Source organism: Streptococcus mitis, assembly GCF_003942775.1.
In the GTDB taxonomy this organism is placed as follows: domain Bacteria; phylum Bacillota; class Bacilli; order Lactobacillales; family Streptococcaceae; genus Streptococcus; species Streptococcus mitis_CN.
Window position 1 is genome coordinate 70513 of sequence record NZ_RJNX01000002.1, and the last position, 17068, is coordinate 87580.

Consider the following 17068-nt stretch of genomic DNA (forward strand, 5'->3'; position numbering starts at 1 on the left):
TATGGAATTTTCAAAGAAAACACGTGAATTATCAATTCAAAAAATGCAGGAACGTACCTTGGACCTCTTGATTATCGGTGGAGGAATTACAGGGGCTGGTGTAGCCTTGCAGGCAGCAGCTAGTGGTCTAGATACTGGTTTGATTGAAATGCAGGACTTCGCAGAAGGAACATCCAGCCGTTCAACAAAACTGGTTCACGGAGGACTACGTTACCTTAAGCAATTTGATGTAGAAGTGGTATCAGATACAGTTTCTGAACGTGCAGTGGTTCAACAAATCGCTCCACACATTCCGAAACCAGACCCAATGCTCTTGCCAGTTTACGATGAAGATGGAGCTACTTTTAGCCTCTTCCGTCTTAAAGTAGCTATGGATCTTTACGACCTCTTGGCAGGTGTCAACAACACACCAGCTGCTAACAAGGTTTTGAGTAAGGAAGAAGTCTTGGAACGCCAGCCAAACTTGAAGAAAGAAGGTTTGGTAGGAGGTGGGGTTTACCTTGACTTCCGTAACAACGATGCTCGTCTCGTGATCGAAAACATCAAACGTGCCAACCAGGACGGTGCCCTCATTGCTAACCACGTGAAGGCAGAAGGCTTCCTATTTGACGAAAGTGGCAAGATTACAGGTGTTGTAGCTCGTGATCTCTTGACAGACCAAGTCTTTGAAATCAAGGCCCGTCTGGTTATTAACACAACAGGTCCTTGGAGCGACAAGGTGCGCAATTTGTCTAATAAGGGAACACAATTCTCACAAATGCGTCCAACTAAGGGAGTTCACTTGGTAGTGGATTCAAGCAAGATCAAGGTTTCACAGCCAGTTTACTTTGATACAGGTTTGGGTGATGGCCGTATGGTCTTTGTTCTCCCACGTGAAAACAAGACTTACTTCGGTACAACGGATACAGACTACACAGGTGATTTGGAACATCCAAAAGTGACGCAGGAAGATGTAGATTACCTACTTGGCATTGTCAATAACCGCTTCCCAGAAGCCAACATTACTATTGATGATATCGAAAGCAGCTGGGCAGGTCTTCGTCCATTGATCGCAGGCAATAGCGCTTCTGACTACAATGGAGGAAATAACGGAACCATCAGTGATGAAAGCTTTAACAACTTGATTACGACTGTTGAATCTTATCTCTCTAAAGAAAAAACTCGTGAAGATGTAGAGGCTGCTGTTAGCAAGCTTGAAAGCAGTACCTCTGAGAAACATTTGGACCCATCTGCAGTTTCTCGTGGTTCTAGCTTGGACCGAGATGATAATGGTCTCTTGACCCTTGCTGGTGGTAAAATCACAGACTACCGTAAGATGGCTGAAGGAGCTATGGAGCGCGTGGTTGACATCCTCAAAGCAGAATTTGACCGTAGCTTTAAACTCATCAATTCTAAGACTTACCCTGTTTCAGGTGGGGAATTGAACCCAGCAAATGTGGACTCAGAAATCGAAGCCTTTGCGCAACTTGGAGTGTCACGTGGTTTGGATAGCAAGGAAGCTCATTACCTAGCAAATCTTTATGGTTCAAATGCACCGAAAGTCTTTGCTCTTGCTCATAGTTTAGAACAAGCACCAGGACTCAGCTTGGCAGATACCTTGTCCCTTCACTATGCAATGCGCAATGAGTTGGCTCTGAGCCCAGTTGACTTCCTCCTTCGTCGTACCAACCACATGCTCTTTATGCGTGATAGTTTGGATAGCATCGTTGAGCCAGTTTTGGATGAAATGGGACGATTCTATGACTGGACTGAAGAAGAAAAAGCCGCTTACCGTGCGGATGTCGAAGCAGCTCTTGCTAACAACGATTTAGCAGAATTAAAAAATTAAGAAAAAATAAAAGAGGCGGCGGGCAACAATCCTTGTCGCCCGCCCCTTCTTTTTAATGGAGATAGAAAGATGATGAATGAATTATTTGGAGAATTTTTGGGAACTTTAATCCTGATTCTTCTAGGAAATGGTGTTGTTGCAGGTGTGGTTCTTCCTAAAACTAAGAGCAATAGCTCAGGTTGGATTGTGATTACCATGGGTTGGGGGATTGCAGTTGCGGTTGCAGTATTTGTATCTGGCAAGCTCAGTCCAGCTCATTTAAACCCAGCTGTGACAATTGGTGTGGCTTTAAAAGGTGATTTACCTTGGGCTTCCGTTTTGCCTTATATCTTAGCCCAGTTCGCAGGGGCTATGCTCGGTCAGATTTTGGTTTGGTTGCAATTCAAGCCACATTATGAGGCAGAAGAAAATGCAGGAAATATTTTGGCTACTTTCAGCACAGGCCCAGCTATAAAAGATACTGTATCAAACTTGATTAGCGAAATCCTTGGCACCTTTGTATTGGTATTGACAATCTTTGCTTTGGGACTTTATGACCTTCAAGCAGGAATCGGAACCTTTGCAGTGGGAACTTTGATTGTCGGTATCGGTCTATCACTAGGTGGGACAACAGGTTATGCCTTGAACCCTGCACGTGACCTTGGACCTCGTATCATGCACAGTATCCTTCCAATTTCAAACAAGGGAGACGGAGACTGGTCTTATGCCTGGATTCCTGTTGTGGGACCTGTTATCGGTGCAGCCTTGGCCGTGCTTGTATTCTCACTTTTCTAATCTAGAAAACAATTATGTTGATAAAGCTTGAGATGAAAATCTCAGGCTTTTTTAAAAATATACATAGAAAAACCGCATAATTTTAAAATTAGCTTAAATATAATGAAAATCTACGGCAAACAATTGAAAAAATACTATATAAAGTGGTACAATGGTAGAAAAATAAGCTAGTAAGAATCACTCTTATTTTAGCGAAAAATTACAGAAATGAATGGTTTTTCTTGATGAAACAGAGAAAAGAATTGTACCTCTTTCTTGGTCGGACAGCCTTGTATTTTCTTATCTTTCTGGGGCTGCTTTACTTTTTTAGCTATCTTGGTCAGGGTCAAGGAAGCTTTATCTATAATGAATTTTAACTTGAAGGAGAATCCCTATTGTGTCAAATAAACCAATAGCAGATATGATTGAAACCATTGAGCATTTTGCTCAGACCCAGCCTAGCTATCCTGTTTATAATGTTTTGGGTCAGGAACACACTTATGGAGATTTGAAGGCTGATTCGGATAGTTTGGCTGCAGCCATTGACCAACTAGGCTTGCCTGAGAAGTCTCCTGTGGTTGTTTTTGGCGGCCAAGAATATGAAATGTTGGCAACCTTTGTAGCGCTGACTAAGTCAGGTCATGCCTACATTCCCATTGACAGTCATTCAGCCTTGGAGCGAGTTTCAGCTATTTTAGAAGTAGCAGAGCCAAGTTTGATTATTGCCATTTCAGACTTTCCATTGGAGCAGATTTCTACACCGATGTTGAATCTAGCTCAGGTTCATGAAGCCTTTGCTCAAGGGACTAGCTATGAGATCACGCATCCAGTCAAGGGAGATGATAACTACTACATTATCTTTACTTCTGGTACGACTGGTAAGCCAAAGGGAGTGCAGATTTCACATGATAATCTCCTCAGCTTTACCAACTGGATGATTACGGACAAGGAATTTGCGACGCCAAGTCGTCCGCAAATGTTGGCTCAGCCACCTTATTCTTTTGACTTGTCTGTCATGTATTGGGCTCCGACCTTGGCACTGGGTGGTACGCTTTTCGCTCTTCCTTCAGCTATTACTCAGGACTTTAAGCAACTCTTTGCGACCATCTTTTCATTGCCAATCGCTATCTGGACATCAACCCCTTCTTTTGCAGATATGGCCATGTTGTCTGAAGCCTTTAATAGTGAGAAAATGCCTGACATCACGCATTTCTACTTTGATGGCGAAGAATTGACGGTTAAAACGGCTCAAAAACTACGCGAACGTTTCCCAAATGCCCGTATTATCAATGCCTACGGCCCAACAGAAGCGACAGTAGCCCTGTCAGCAGTTGCTGTGACAGACGAGATGCTAGCGACTCTCAAACGCCTACCAATCGGCTATACCAAGGCTGATTCTCCAACCTTTATCATTGATGAGAATGGCAAGAAACTGCCAAATGGTGAACAGGGAGAAATCATTGTTTCTGGACCAGCCGTTTCAAAAGGTTATATGAACAATCCTGAAAAAACGGCAGAAGCCTTCTTTGAGTTTGAAGGTCTACCAGCCTACCATACAGGAGATGTGGGAACTATGACAGATGAAGGCTTGCTTCTCTACGGCGGACGCATGGACTTCCAGATTAAGTTTAACGGTTACCGCATTGAGTTAGAAGATGTCTCTCAAAACCTCAATAAGTCTCGCTTTATCGAGTCTGCTGTAGCTGTGCCACGTTATAATAAAGACCACAAGGTGCAAAATCTATTGGCTTATGTCATCTTGAAAGACGGTGTTCGTGAGCAGTTTGAGCGAGATATTGATATTACCAAGGCTATCAAGGAAGATTTAACAGATATCATGATGTCCTACATGATGCCGTCTAAATTCCTTTATCGAGACAGTTTGCCACTGACTCCAAATGGAAAAATTGACATCAAAGGATTGATTAACGAGGTGAACAAGAGATGATGGAGTTCTTTCAACAGCTTCCTCATTTAGAGCCATATGGCAATCCTCAGTATTTTGTTTATGTGATTGCTGCAACCTTGCCCATCTTTGTAGGCCTCTTTTTCAAGAAACGCTTTGCCTGGTATGAAGTGCTGGTAAGTCTCTTCTTTATCATCACCATGTTGGTGGGTGGAAAGACCAATCAACTAGCTGCCTTGGGTACTTACCTTTGCTGGGAAATATTGCTCCTACTCTTCTACAAGCACTATCGAAAAAGTAAGGATGGAAAGTGGGTCTTCTACCTGGTTAGTTTTCTGTCCCTACTTCCGATTATCTTTGTCAAGGTGCAGCCGGCTATCAATGGAACGCAGTCTTTGCTTGGGTTTTTGGGTATTTCTTACCTGACCTTTCGTTCGGTTGGGATTATCATCGAGCTGAGAGATGGAGTGATTAAGGATTTTACCCTCTGGGAATTCCTCCGTTTTCTTCTCTTCATGCCGACCTTTTCAAGTGGCCCAATCGATCGCTTTAAGCGTTTTAATGAAAATTATCAGACAATTCCTGAGCGGGATGAGTTGATGGATATGCTGGAAGAATCCGTTCGCTATATCATGTGGGGATTTTTGTACAAGTTTATCCTGGCTCATGTTTTAGGAGAAACTTTACTACCTCCTCTGAAGAATCTAGCCCTGCAGTCAGGTGGCTTCTTTAACCCCTATGCCTTGGCAGTTATGTATACCTTTGGTTTGGAGCTCTTCTTTGACTTTGCAGGTTACTCTATGTTTGCCTTGGCTATCTCAAACTTAATGGGAATCCGTAGCCCCATCAACTTTAATAAGCCCTTTTTATCAAGGGATTTAAAGGAATTTTGGAATCGTTGGCACATGAGTCTTTCTTTCTGGTTCCGTGACTTTGTCTTTATGCGAATGGTGATGGTATTGACCAGAAAGAAGGTCTTTAAGAATCGCAATGTAACCTCAAGTGTGGCCTATATTGTAAATATGCTGATTATGGGATTTTGGCATGGAGTGACTTGGTACTACGTCGCCTATGGCCTCTTTCATGGGATTGGACTGGTTATCAATGACGCTTGGATTCGCAAGAAAAAAACGCTCAATAAGGAACGGAAAAAAGCAGGGAAGGCTGCTCTACCTGAGAATCGCTGGATTCAGTTGCTTGGCATGGTTGTCACCTTCCATGTCGTCATGCTGTCATTCTTAATCTTTTCTGGATTTTTGAATGATTTATGGTTTAAAAAATAAAGGAAATAAAATATGGATATCAAATCAGAAGTTATCGAAATTATTGATGAGTTGTTTATGGAAGATGTCTCTGACATGATGGATGAAGATCTTTTTGATGCAGGTGTCTTGGATAGTATGGGAACGGTTGAGTTGATTGTGGAGATTGAAAACCGTTTTGACATTCGAGTCCCTGTAACAGAGTTTGGTCGCGACGACTGGAATACAGCCAATAAAATCATAGCTGGTATTGTGGAGCTACAAAATGCTTAAACGCTTATGGATGATCTTCGGACCGGTCTTGATAGCTGGTTTGTTGGTTTTTCTGCTTATCTTTTTCTATCCTGCTGAGATGCGCCATGATCTGGGAGCTGAAAAGCGTTCGGCGGTGGCTACTACCATTGAAAGTTTTAAGGAGCGGAGTCAAAAGGTCAGAGCCTTATCTGATCCAAATATGCGTTTTGTTCCCTTCTTTGGCTCCAGTGAATGGCTTCGTTTTGACGGTGCCCATCCTGCGGTATTGGCTGAGAAATACAACCGCTCTTATCGCCCCTATCTTTTAGGACAGAGGGGAGCTGCCTCGCTCAACCAGTATTTCGGGATGCAACAGATGTTGCCACAACTGGAGAATAAACAAGTTGTGTATGTTATCTCACCTCAGTGGTTCAGTAAAAATGGCTATGAGCCAGCAGCCTTTCAGCAGTATTTTAATGGAGACCAGTTGACCAGTTTTCTGGAACATCAATCTGGAGATCAGGCTAGTCAATATGCAGCGACTCGCTTACTACAGCAGTTTCCAAATGTAGCTATGAAGGACCTGGTTCAGAAGTTGGCAAGTAAAGAAGAATTGTCGACGGCAGACAATGAAATGATTGAATTATTGGCTCGTTTTAATGAACGCCAAGCTTCCTTTTTTGGTCAGTTTTCGGTTAGAGGCTATTTCAAATACGATAAGCATGTAGCTAAGTATTTAAAGACCTTGCCAGATCAGTTTTCTTATCAAGCTATAGAAGATGTTGTCAAAGCAGATGCAGAAAAGAATACTTCTAATAATGATCTGGGAATGGAGAATTATTTCTATAATACACAGATTAAGAAGGATTTGAATAAATTAAAGGATTCTCAGAAAAATTTTACCTACCTCAAGTCGCCAGAATATAATGACTTGCAGTTAGTGTTGACACAGTTTTCTAAATCCAAGGTAAACCCGATTTTTATCATTCCACCTGTTAATAAAAAATGGATGGACTATGCTGGTTTACGAGAGGATATGTACCAACAAACGGTGCAGAAGATTCGCTACCAGTTAGAAAGTCAAGGTTTTACCAATATAGCAGATTTTTCTAAGGACGGTGGGGAAGCTTTCTTTATGAAGGATACCATTCACCTTGGTTGGTTAGGTTGGTTGGCATTTGATAAGGCCGTTGATCCTTTCCTATCCAATCCCACACCAGCTCCGACTTATCATCTGAATGAGCGCTTTTTCAGTAAAGACTGGGCGACTTATGATGGAGATGTCAAGGAATTTCAATAGACGAATCATAAAATAATAAACGATTTAACTCTAAAAGTTAGACAATTAGTCTGATTTTTAGGGTTTTTCTTTTTGCTAATAAAAATGTGTATTTATAGATATGGGTGTTTAAAAAGAATGACCTTCATCTGGCTAGAGAACTCATATAGTGGTATAATTTAAGAAACACAATGAAAATGGCTTTAGTATGTATGGATTAATCGTTTTTGGTATGAATATAGAGGGGAAAAGATGGATATAGATAGAACTATTTCAGTACAGATTCAAGGTTTGTTGGTGTTTGAAAGTCCTCTTCATCATGATGAGCGTGGCTATTTTTTAGAGAATTGGCGAAAGAAAGATTTGCTTGCAAATGGGATGCCAGAATCATTCTTTCATCATAAACTTCAAAATAATGTGTCTGTTTCAAAGCAGGGGGTTATCAGAGGGGTGCATTGTCAAGGCTATGAAAAATTGATGACAGTAGCCTATGGTACTTTCAAAATGATTTTTATCGATTTGCGGATAGATTCTCCAACTTACAAATCTGTAGATGTGATAGATGTCCAACCTGGTAGGGCTGTTTTTGTCCCTGGTGGAGTGGCTAATGGAGCGCAATCGCTAGTTGATAATGGAATATTGAATTATTTAGTTGCTGATTATTATGATCCATATAAAAACTATCTAGGAATTACACCCCTAGACAAAGACGCTCATTTGTCGTGGGATTCTCTTTCAAAACCAATCATTTCTGAAAAAGATCAAGCTGCTAAATCTTTCAAAGAAGTTCTTGAAATAATTGAATCAAGTAGGAAGAAAGTCGCCTTAATTGGCTCGGCGGGTGCAGTTGGGAAAGTTTTATTTGATACATTAAGTAAACTATCTGATATTGATTTAAGTTGTTTCAATAGAAATGATATTGAAGAAGCTTTGAAAGATTTTTATGATGTGGTTATTTGTACTGCTCCGTCATCAGAAAAATTATTAACCAATTTAAGTTTGAAAAACGATGATGCGGAAATAGAGAAATTAGTAAATGTTCTAAAAAATATTCAGACAACTCATATGATTTTAGTATCTACGAAGTCTGTATTTGATAGTGGTTCCAGATATAGCGCTATTCATCAAAAGATTTATAATGGCGTGATTGAGGCTCATCAAATAAGCAATACTATTTATATTATGGACACCTTATATGGGAAGACACTGAAAAAGTGCTTTATCAACGATTTGCTTTCTAGACAATGGACTTATATTTCAAATGATATTGTTTTGGGCAAGCCTAAGTTAGAAAAATATTATCAAAAAGTAAATGATCAGTTGTGGGCTTTAGTAGAGCGTCTTCCAGATGAATTGTTGAGGGATTTAGAGCCAATTTCTGATATTTATCCTGATGAGATGTGCTATCAAGTGACAGCAATAAATGATTTGGTTCGTCATCTAGTGGCGAATTTAGATAGGGTTGATGGAGTGAAAATGGGTATTGATAAGTCTGAAATTTTTACAGGTAGACAAATAAAGAATTTATTAAAAAATCCTGACAATTCTACTTTAGGACAATACTTTAAAAAGCAAAAAGGAGATTTTAATCTTGAAAATTTATGAAAATAATAGAGGTTTTCAACTAGGAAATTTGCTCTATCTCTTACTACAAGCGCATAGAGATCGGATGATGGGCTATGAGGAAAGTTATGTCTTACGAACAGGATATTTTCAATTTGCCCAAACTTTTTTTCCAAAAACCGCTGACTTATTTTCAAAAGCAAATGGTATCGAATTAGAAGATTTTGGTTATTTTCAAGAGGCAGGTGTTGACTATTATTCAAAAGAATTGGACTCTTTTTGTAGAGAGTATTTAATTGAACCAGTAGTAGCTGCTTCCGCTCAATTTGAAGAGAAGAATGTGACAATTGCTATCAGAAGAACGGATTTTCTCAATGAACGAAATAGAAAAAATTACGGTTATAACTCTCAATTGTATATAGGTTCTTGTTTAGAGAAGATAGCAGCAATTGAAGGGGATAATTTTCAACATTTAACTATCCGAGTTACTTCAGACGATGTTGCCTGGTGTCGCGAAGAATTGGTACCTTTTCTAAACTCTCAATACCATTTTGAAAACCCGATTATAGTTGAGGAGCAGGATATTCAAGATAACTTTTTACAACTGTATAGCTGTAACAAGTATTTCATTTGTCCAAATTCGACTTATTGTTACTGGGTAGGCTATATTTTAAGACTGACAAAGCCTTTTGTAAAAGTGTTTGTTCTTGATTTTAATACTTTACATGAACAAAATGGGAAACAAATTGCGGATACAAGAGAATGGGAAGTTGTAAGTGTTAACCGTACCGGCTTTGAGTAAAATGTGTTAAAGGAAAAATAAATGAACTATAAAAATATCGTTGTGACTGGTGGAGCTGGTTTCATTGGTTCAAATTTTGTTCGATACCTAAAAGAGACTTATAAGGGTATTCAGATTACGATTTTGGATAATTTGACTTATGCCTCTTCTTTGAAAACTATCGAAGATTTGCTGGATGGCGGAGTAGCCTTCCATAAACTGGATATCGCAAATGAGTTGGAATTAGGTAAATACATCGATGAACGAGTTGATTTGATTGTTCATTTTGCAGCAGAATCTTTTAATGACAAGTCTTTGCATGATACGTCTGTTTTTGTGAAAAGTAATATCGTTGGGACGCACAATCTTTTAGAGTTAGCTAGAAAGTATGATATCCGCTTCCATCATATTTCGACAGATGAGGTTTATGGGGATTTTCCATTAGAAAGTAAGGATAAATTCACTGAAAAAACGCAGTACAATTCAAGTTCTCCTTATGCTGCTACAAAGGCTTCTGCTGATCTATTAGTGAAAGCATGGGTTCGTTCTTTTGGTGTTAGGGCTACGATTTCCAACTGTTCAAATAATTATGGACCCTATCAAAATCCTGAAAAATTTATCCCAAGGCAAATCACCAATCTTTTAACTGGACAGCAGGCAGTTCTATATGGAGCAGGACTGAATATTCGTGATTGGATTCATGTCAAAGACCATTGTCGAGCTATTGACACTATTATTGATAAGGGCGTTATTGGGGAGACTTACTTGATTGGGGTAAATAATGAGCGAACGAATGTTGAAGTTTTACAGAAAATCTTGTTGCAGTTAGGAAAATCTCAGGAAGATTTCAAGTATATAGCAGATAGACCAGGACACGACCTTCGTTATGGAATTGACGCTAGTAAGTTATATACTGAATTAGACTTTACGCCTCTCTACGTGGACTTTGATAAGGGATTAAAAGAAGTAATCCATTGGTATCAAGACCATGAAGATTGGTGGCAAGAGATGATTGCACAAAAGCAAGATGCTAAGTAAGAGTTTGTAAGAATGTTAGGAGGAGTTAAATTTGGAGAATATAATTTTTTGTTCATCTCCCTTCCAGGTTTTAGTCGCTAAAGAAGTTGTACAGACTGTCTCAGAAGATTTTATCGGGATTTATTTAAAGATGTCAAATGATTCGAGACAGGATTTTTATGCTAAACGAATGGCAGAATTTTGTAAGGAAGTCCTTGTTTTAGAAGGAAAGACAGTCTTCAATGATATTCAGGAAGCCTTAAAAGACAGGGCCATTAGTAATCTCTATCTAGCAAGCTTAGACAATCCTGTAGCTCTTAGCGTCTTTAATCCCAGTACAATGAATTTGTATACTTTTGATGATGGTAGTACTTCCATTGTACCTCTCAATCTCTATACACAAAATTTTGAGAGGGGAATTCCTTATACAAACTTTACCTTGAGAGAGGTTATGTCTTTGTCAAATAGACATTATACGGTATTTGAGGACTGTATCCTCTTTCCAAAAGAGAAGCAGGTTTTTCTAAAGCTTCATCTTGAACCAAGTCATTTTCATAGGGCTAAAAATGGTAAGAAAATAAGCATTTTTCTGGGGCAATTTTTAGGCTCTCTCCTTTATCAGGAAGATTTGGAACTTACTCAAAAATTGACTGCTAAAGTTTTAGATGAACAGAAGATTGATTACTACTATCCCCATCCTAGAGTACCTTTGAATCCTTATCAAGATAAATTGAAAGAAACTAGATTTTGCTTTGAAGAAGAAATTTATCTTTTGCTAGAGGAGTATGAGTTCGTTGAGGTACATGGTTTTTACTCAACTTCGCTTTTGTTGGTCAAGAATATAGAGGGTGTATCGGTTCATGGGTATCGGACCTTTTTAACAACTCATGAATCAAATGTTTTTGCAAAACGAGGTGTGCCCTATCAAAATGTATCTCAATCGGACACACCTGTTGATATTGTCATGCCTGTCTATAATGGAGCTGAAACCATTAGTCAAACGATTGATTCTGTTTTAAATCAAACCCATCAAGCCTTTCGACTGTTAATTGTGGATGATGGTTCGACAGATAATACAGAGGAAGTATGTAAGCCATATCTAGTAGACGAGCGAATACAGTATATTAGGGAAGATCATAAAGGGATTTCAGAAACGTTAAATCGTGGAGTTAGTTTGTCTCAAACAAAATATGTAGCTAGACAAGATGCAGATGATGTATGGATGCCTTGGCATCTCGATTTTCTCTTGCAAGAGTTAGAGAAAAATCCTCAATTAGATCTTATCGGAGCTAGAGTTGTCGCAGAAGAAGATGCCATAACAGATAAAATAAGGCGAAATCAAACGCATCACTTATCAGGAGAAAAATTATGGTTAGAGCTTGCTTATCAAAATGTCTTTAATCATTCAACGGTTATTTTTAAACGCTCTGTCTATGATGAGGCAGGAGGATATGATGCTAAGTGTGATGGGTTTGAAGATTGGCATTTATGGGCTCGCATGGTCACAAAGGATAATGCTTTAGTGTTGAATGTTATGACAACTTACTATCGCTTATCGGAGCGTTATAAACGAGAGATGGTTTTCCGAGCAAGACTGGCAAGAATTCGTGGATTAAGATTGGAAGATGTATTGGACTAAGAAACTATGGTGAAAGTATTTACAATAAAAGAAGGCGTTCCTGTAAGCACTTATGGCTTTGAAAGAAGCCAATTGGCACGTCAAGAAATTTTTAAAAGTTTGGCTCTAGAGCAGAAAATCGTTATAACAAATCTGGAAAATTTTGTACCGAATTTTGTAGAAACGTTAGAAATACTTGGTTTTGAAAACTTCTATCATGTTATTTTTGACCAGTCAGATTTGGCTAGACAAAAGCCGAGTGTGGAAAAAGAATTCTTTCAAGACCTAGATAATGTCAGTGAAGTCGAGTACACAAAAGAGGGATATGTAGGACTCGTTCATTATCAAAATGGGGATATAGAATGTTATACCTCTCAATTACTGTATCGTTTCCAATATCAAGAAAATCTCTTTACTCTTTATGATAGTAAAGGGGAGTTGCTAAAAGGTGATGTGAGTGAAAATTACCATTCTTACCAAAACCTAAGAAGTGGGGAAACCTACACTCAATGGCAGTTAGTTAGTCTCTATCTAGCGAACAATTCTACAGTGGAAGATCGCTTCATAATTGATATGGTCAATGAATATCCTCTTCAATTGAGGAAGTTTTTCCAAAATACCGGAAGAAAGCTATTTGCTTATACCCATTACAATATTTTAGACCCGATGATGAAGTTTGTTTTACAAGGTTGGTGCCAAAATATCGTTGCAAGCCCTGTTTTGGAGCAACAAATAGGGAGAGAAAGGGTTCGCTTTTTGCCTCCAATGTTTGTGGATGGAGTTTTGGGAAAAGAATATGCAAGAGTTACCGATTGGTGTATCGTTGGCAATATGACGATGATCAAACGTTGTGCCTGGGCGATTGAGGCTTTCAGACAAGTGCCGGATAGCCAGTTAACGATTTATGGCAACTTACCAGATGGATATAGCCAGAAAGACTTGCCATCGAATGTCCATTATGCAGGCTTTCTAGAAGAAGTTCCTTATGAGAAGCACCAAGGCTATCTATCTTGTTCTATGAGTGAATGCTTTGCCAATGCGGCTGTAGAAGCATCTGCTAAGGGGTTAGTCTGTCTCTTGGCAAATACAGATTTGGCACATCGCTATTATCGGAGTAGATGTAAAAATGTCACAACATTCGGTGATTTTCAAGAACTCATTTCTTTGCTAAAGGGTTATCAAGAAAAAGGTCTTTATTTTTCTTCATCTTTTGCCAAAGATTATCAAAAGAGGGAAATTTTGGGATTATATAAGTTTATATTATCTTTATAAAATGTTATAATGGATAGCGTGATTCCAGTTTGGTTTATACATATATATGTTTCAATACATCAAAAAGCAATGAATTTTTAGGAGAATAGCATTTTATGTTTCATAATAAACAAGAAAAATTTTCCCTGCGTAAGTACAAAGATGGACGCACAGATTCGAAGTTAATTGGGGCAACAATTTTAGCGACAGGTGTGGCTTTATCCGTTGGTGCAAGTCCAGTATCTGCAGCTGTTTCATCAAACGGTACAGATACAGCAACAGTAGTAAGTGATACTTCAAAAGTAGCCTCTACATCAACTACAACATTTACGGATAATCAAGATCCTACAAAAAAAGTAACAGTAGATGCTGTTATAGGAAAAGTTGGTTCCTTGCCAATTAAAGCCAATAAAAATGCAGGAAATGTAGATGGAACAGATTCAGTAAGATTTACTTCTAAGGCTACAGTAAATTATTTATTAGAAGATGATAATTCAAAATTACAAGATTCTAAAACTGTAGAAGGTGAAAGTGGTACCATAAATACACCTTATGATAGAAAAGGTATTGCTTTTGATACAGATGGAAAAGATTATCGTGAATCAACTGTAGAGAAAACGGGTTCTGTTAATGAAAACACAGGAAAAGAAGAGAAAATACAGGCTAACAACAAAGAGTATCAATTGGTTCGTTCAGAAGTAATAGATTCAGATAAAGCAGCTTATGAAAAAACGCGTTTTAATGATATCGAAGCTCCTGTTTCTCCAGAAGGAATGCACAACAATCTAGGAGAGATTAATTACGGAAAAATTACAGGAAAAGTCTATCTAGTAGAAGAGACTTCTAATGGACAATATGGGAAATTTGTTGAAGCATCAAATATCAACAGTGATGATGAAGCGGTAGAAGCTTGGAAAAATGGTCAAGCAACTGCTAAAGATTTCACGAAAGAAAATGTGACTCTTCAAAAAGGTGATACGGTTCTTGTGATCGATAGAGATACCTATGCTCATGGAAGCGGGAAAAAAACGGTTAATACCATTAACTATAGAAGAGAGAAAGTTCCTGCAATGCCAGAGTATAATAAAACTGAACCGTATGTCAGAGAAGAAGGGGTTCAGGGATATCCATCTTATGCGCTTTGGGATCAACCTTTAACTGGAGAATATCCAACGATAGGAGAGGATAAAGTCTTCGGTACAGCAGATGATGGTAAAGTTACGTTTAATAACGAAACTACTTTATTTTATTCTAATAGTTTAAAAGACTTCCCTCCTGGAATAAGTAGTTCAAAAGTTCATGACTTTAATAAAGAATCTTTAAGAGAAATTCTGGAGGTTATGCATTCTGAAGTATATGGTATATTAGAATATTTCAATCAAAATGCAAAAAGTGATGAGGAAAAACAAGATTTAAAAACGAGAAAAGCTAAGCTTGATGAGAATATCGCTAGTACAATAGAGATGATTAAACAAAATAATATTGATATAGCGATAGAATCAGACCGTGGAATTATGTTTTTCCAACAAAATAAAGAAGCTCTTAAAAATTTAAGAAAACATATTGAAGAGGGTCAAAATGTATTAAATGATTTATCTGTCGCTGTGGACTCTACTCAAAGAATTGTCAATCAGTATGATAATCATAAAGATGTGATAGAAACGAAGAAAAATTATTTAAAATTTGGGTTTGATAGAGGTATACAAAAAGGTTACATATTATCTTATCATAAAGATGCAGTCCCTGAACATTATAGTGATTGGGAAATAGAGTATCCTGAAATAGAAGGAATAGACCATTCAGTTTTAACGAACAAGGGTGCTGTAACTATCTCTGATGATTTAAGCAAGATAAAAGTTGTCAATGGGAATCAAAAAACAACAGAGACAGAGTTTACTAAACAAGATGTAACAACAAAAGAAGAAACAGATTATGTTGTTAAGGAGATTATCACACCTGTTCGTGCATATAAAGTAATGGATGAAGGTGGACCTGTCGTAAACCATTACTATAGAATGCATATTACGCAAGAATCAGAAGCATATTCAATGGAAGCAGTTGGAGGCGTAAGAATTAAGTATCTAACAACTGAAGGGAAAGAATTAAAGACAGAAAATGTTAGAGAACTTGAGAAAGTTTACGAATTGAACGTTTACAATCAGTATTCGGGAAATACAAAAGTGGGTGAACGTAGAGTTGAAAAAATATTCGATTATGATTACGATACAACTGCAAAACAATATCCAATATTAAAAGATGCAAAGACTGGATTTACCTATGAATATGTAGGATTAAAACAAGGTTCCCCTGCAGCTAGTGGTAAAGTCGTAGCAGGAATAACGGAAGTTATTTACGAATACCGTCTAGTAAGTGAAGAAGATCCCAATCCTGTTAAAAAAGAGGGAAAAGGTTCGGTGGTTGTTAAATACGTCGATGCCGATGGGACAGAAATTAAAAATCCAGAAAGTGTAGTAACCGACGCAGTTGTGAAAACAACGAAAACATATACTACTAAGTCAGTTGATGTAGTTATTTCTACTCGTGATGAAGTAGAAAATCATGATGTAGAGTACAATACTGCTGATAAGAAAGTTAAAACCATTACTAAAGATGGTAAGAAATATAACTTTCATGGAATTTACGCGCCGTCAGAAAAATTCCATAATGTAACAGCAGAAACAGGAAAAGTCGTAGAAGGAATTACTACGATTGTATATCAATATCAGTTAGAACCTGAAAAAGTTCAATGGGAAGTATCGCAAAATCCACCAATAGTTGAAGTGCCAGAATTTTTTGGAGGAACTAGTGTGCCAGAATCTCCGATAAACGAGATTCCAGATTACGTTGATGGATCTGTGGCACTTGAACCACCAATCTACACGAAACCAACATTAATCATAACAAAATGGGTGGATGAAAATGGGACTCCATTAAAATCGGCAGATGTAAAATCGCCTGTTGAATTGGGTCAACCAAATGAAGCTTTCGAGCATGGAACAATTGAAGGCTATGAATATGTTGAAACTATCAGAAACCAAGAAGGGGATGTTGTTACACATGTATTCAGAAAATTAAACTCTGAACCGAAATCGGTCCCTAAACCATCTCCTATACCACCCCCTATTCCTACTCCTCAACGAAACGAAGAAGAAACACCTAAAGTTCCGAATAAACCAGTACCATCAACTTACCCTTCTGGTGGAAATACTTATCCAGCTCCATCAAGGGAAGTATCTCAATTGCCAAACACAGGTACTGAGTCAAATGCAGCCTTGGCAGCATTTGGATTTGTTGGAATTTTGAGTGGTCTAAGTATCGTTCTTCGTAAGAAGGATAGTGAATAATATTTGTTCAGATTATTGATGAAGTTAAGTTTTTATCAACTGTAGTCGGTTGGTGTTAGCTAAAATTTGGAGAGGACAATCGCTGTCTTCTTCACTTTTTACGTTAAGAGGGATAAAATAAAAGGACTTGTGTTTGATGAGATTGTGATTGTTTTCTGATTTGGTGTTATAATAAGGTGATTGAAAAGTTTTGCCAATCCTATCATTACTATATCCGTTTTTTATCTTATTT

The 17068-nt window shown here is 38.2% G+C and carries 13 protein-coding genes; all 13 read left to right on the forward strand.

Features of this window, described 5'->3' with window-relative positions; all coding sequences use genetic code 11:
• The first annotated feature begins 1 nt into the window (after position 1).
• Entirely contained in the window at positions 2-1828 is a 1827-nt protein-coding gene (gene glpO / locus D8848_RS02865; protein WP_045612462.1) for a type 1 glycerol-3-phosphate oxidase, read from the forward strand.
• Between the two features lie 69 nt (positions 1829-1897).
• Positions 1898-2602 (forward strand): MIP/aquaporin family protein, encoded by a 705-nt coding sequence (locus tag D8848_RS02870; protein ID WP_004255366.1) that lies wholly within the window; start codon positions 1898-1900, stop codon positions 2600-2602.
• Positions 2603-2826: 224 nt separating this feature from the next.
• Positions 2827-2958 (forward strand): teichoic acid D-Ala incorporation-associated protein DltX, encoded by a 132-nt coding sequence (locus D8848_RS02875; RefSeq protein WP_000813667.1) that lies wholly within the window; start codon positions 2827-2829, stop codon positions 2956-2958.
• Between the two features lie 20 nt (positions 2959-2978).
• Positions 2979-4529 (forward strand): D-alanine--poly(phosphoribitol) ligase subunit DltA, encoded by a 1551-nt coding sequence (dltA, locus tag D8848_RS02880; RefSeq protein WP_125443248.1) that lies wholly within the window; start codon positions 2979-2981, stop codon positions 4527-4529.
• Positions 4526-5770 carry a D-alanyl-lipoteichoic acid biosynthesis protein DltB gene (dltB, locus tag D8848_RS02885; protein ID WP_125443249.1) on the forward strand — a complete coding sequence of 415 codons (1245 nt, stop codon included), beginning with the start codon at positions 4526-4528 and terminating at the stop codon, positions 5768-5770. The genes dltA and dltB overlap by 4 nt, the downstream gene beginning before the upstream one ends.
• A gap of 12 nt (positions 5771-5782) precedes the next feature.
• Positions 5783-6022 carry a D-alanine--poly(phosphoribitol) ligase subunit DltC gene (gene dltC, locus D8848_RS02890; protein WP_000351967.1) on the forward strand — a complete coding sequence of 80 codons (240 nt, stop codon included), beginning with the start codon at positions 5783-5785 and terminating at the stop codon, positions 6020-6022.
• The gene (gene dltD / locus D8848_RS02895; RefSeq protein ID WP_125443250.1) at positions 6015-7283 is read left to right on the forward strand and encodes a D-alanyl-lipoteichoic acid biosynthesis protein DltD; all 1269 of its coding nucleotides are present in this window, start codon (positions 6015-6017) and stop codon (positions 7281-7283) included. The genes dltC and dltD overlap by 8 nt, the downstream gene beginning before the upstream one ends.
• A gap of 231 nt (positions 7284-7514) precedes the next feature.
• The gene (locus D8848_RS02900; RefSeq protein WP_125443251.1) at positions 7515-8867 is read left to right on the forward strand and encodes a dTDP-4-dehydrorhamnose 3,5-epimerase family protein; all 1353 of its coding nucleotides are present in this window, start codon (positions 7515-7517) and stop codon (positions 8865-8867) included.
• Positions 8854-9627 (forward strand): alpha-1,2-fucosyltransferase, encoded by a 774-nt coding sequence (locus D8848_RS02905; protein ID WP_125443252.1) that lies wholly within the window; start codon positions 8854-8856, stop codon positions 9625-9627. Before D8848_RS02900 ends, D8848_RS02905 begins: the two co-directional genes overlap by 14 nt.
• Before the next feature lie 21 nt (positions 9628-9648).
• Entirely contained in the window at positions 9649-10644 is a 996-nt protein-coding gene (rfbB, locus tag D8848_RS02910) for a dTDP-glucose 4,6-dehydratase (RefSeq protein ID WP_125443253.1), read from the forward strand.
• Positions 10645-10675: 31 nt separating this feature from the next.
• Positions 10676-12262 (forward strand): glycosyltransferase family 52, encoded by a 1587-nt coding sequence (locus D8848_RS02915; protein ID WP_125443254.1) that lies wholly within the window; start codon positions 10676-10678, stop codon positions 12260-12262.
• Positions 12263-12268: 6 nt separating this feature from the next.
• On the forward strand, positions 12269-13513 hold the full coding sequence (locus D8848_RS02920) for a glycosyltransferase family 4 protein (protein ID WP_125443255.1): 1245 nt from the start codon (positions 12269-12271) through the stop codon (positions 13511-13513).
• Between the two features lie 95 nt (positions 13514-13608).
• Positions 13609-16836, forward strand: coding sequence for an LPXTG cell wall anchor domain-containing protein (locus D8848_RS02925; RefSeq protein ID WP_125443256.1), 3228 nt, complete (start codon positions 13609-13611; stop codon positions 16834-16836).
• Positions 16837-17068 lie beyond the last annotated feature (232 nt).

What these genes read in the sequence shown, in the direction of transcription:
- D8848_RS02875 (WP_000813667.1), top strand. Translation starts at nt 2,827, where the DNA reads ATGAAACAGAGAAAAGAATTGTACCTCTTTCTTGGTCGGACAGCCTTG.
- rfbB (WP_125443253.1), top strand. Translation starts at nt 9,649, where the DNA reads ATGAACTATAAAAATATCGTTGTGACTGGTGGAGCTGGTTTCATTGGT.
- glpO (WP_045612462.1), top strand. Translation starts at nt 2, where the DNA reads ATGGAATTTTCAAAGAAAACACGTGAATTATCAATTCAAAAAATGCAG.
- dltB (WP_125443249.1), top strand. Translation starts at nt 4,526, where the DNA reads ATGATGGAGTTCTTTCAACAGCTTCCTCATTTAGAGCCATATGGCAAT.
- D8848_RS02925 (WP_125443256.1), top strand. Translation starts at nt 13,609, where the DNA reads ATGTTTCATAATAAACAAGAAAAATTTTCCCTGCGTAAGTACAAAGAT.
- dltD (WP_125443250.1), top strand. Translation starts at nt 6,015, where the DNA reads ATGCTTAAACGCTTATGGATGATCTTCGGACCGGTCTTGATAGCTGGT.
- D8848_RS02900 (WP_125443251.1), top strand. Translation starts at nt 7,515, where the DNA reads ATGGATATAGATAGAACTATTTCAGTACAGATTCAAGGTTTGTTGGTG.
- D8848_RS02870 (WP_004255366.1), top strand. Translation starts at nt 1,898, where the DNA reads ATGATGAATGAATTATTTGGAGAATTTTTGGGAACTTTAATCCTGATT.
- dltC (WP_000351967.1), top strand. Translation starts at nt 5,783, where the DNA reads ATGGATATCAAATCAGAAGTTATCGAAATTATTGATGAGTTGTTTATG.
- D8848_RS02920 (WP_125443255.1), top strand. Translation starts at nt 12,269, where the DNA reads ATGGTGAAAGTATTTACAATAAAAGAAGGCGTTCCTGTAAGCACTTAT.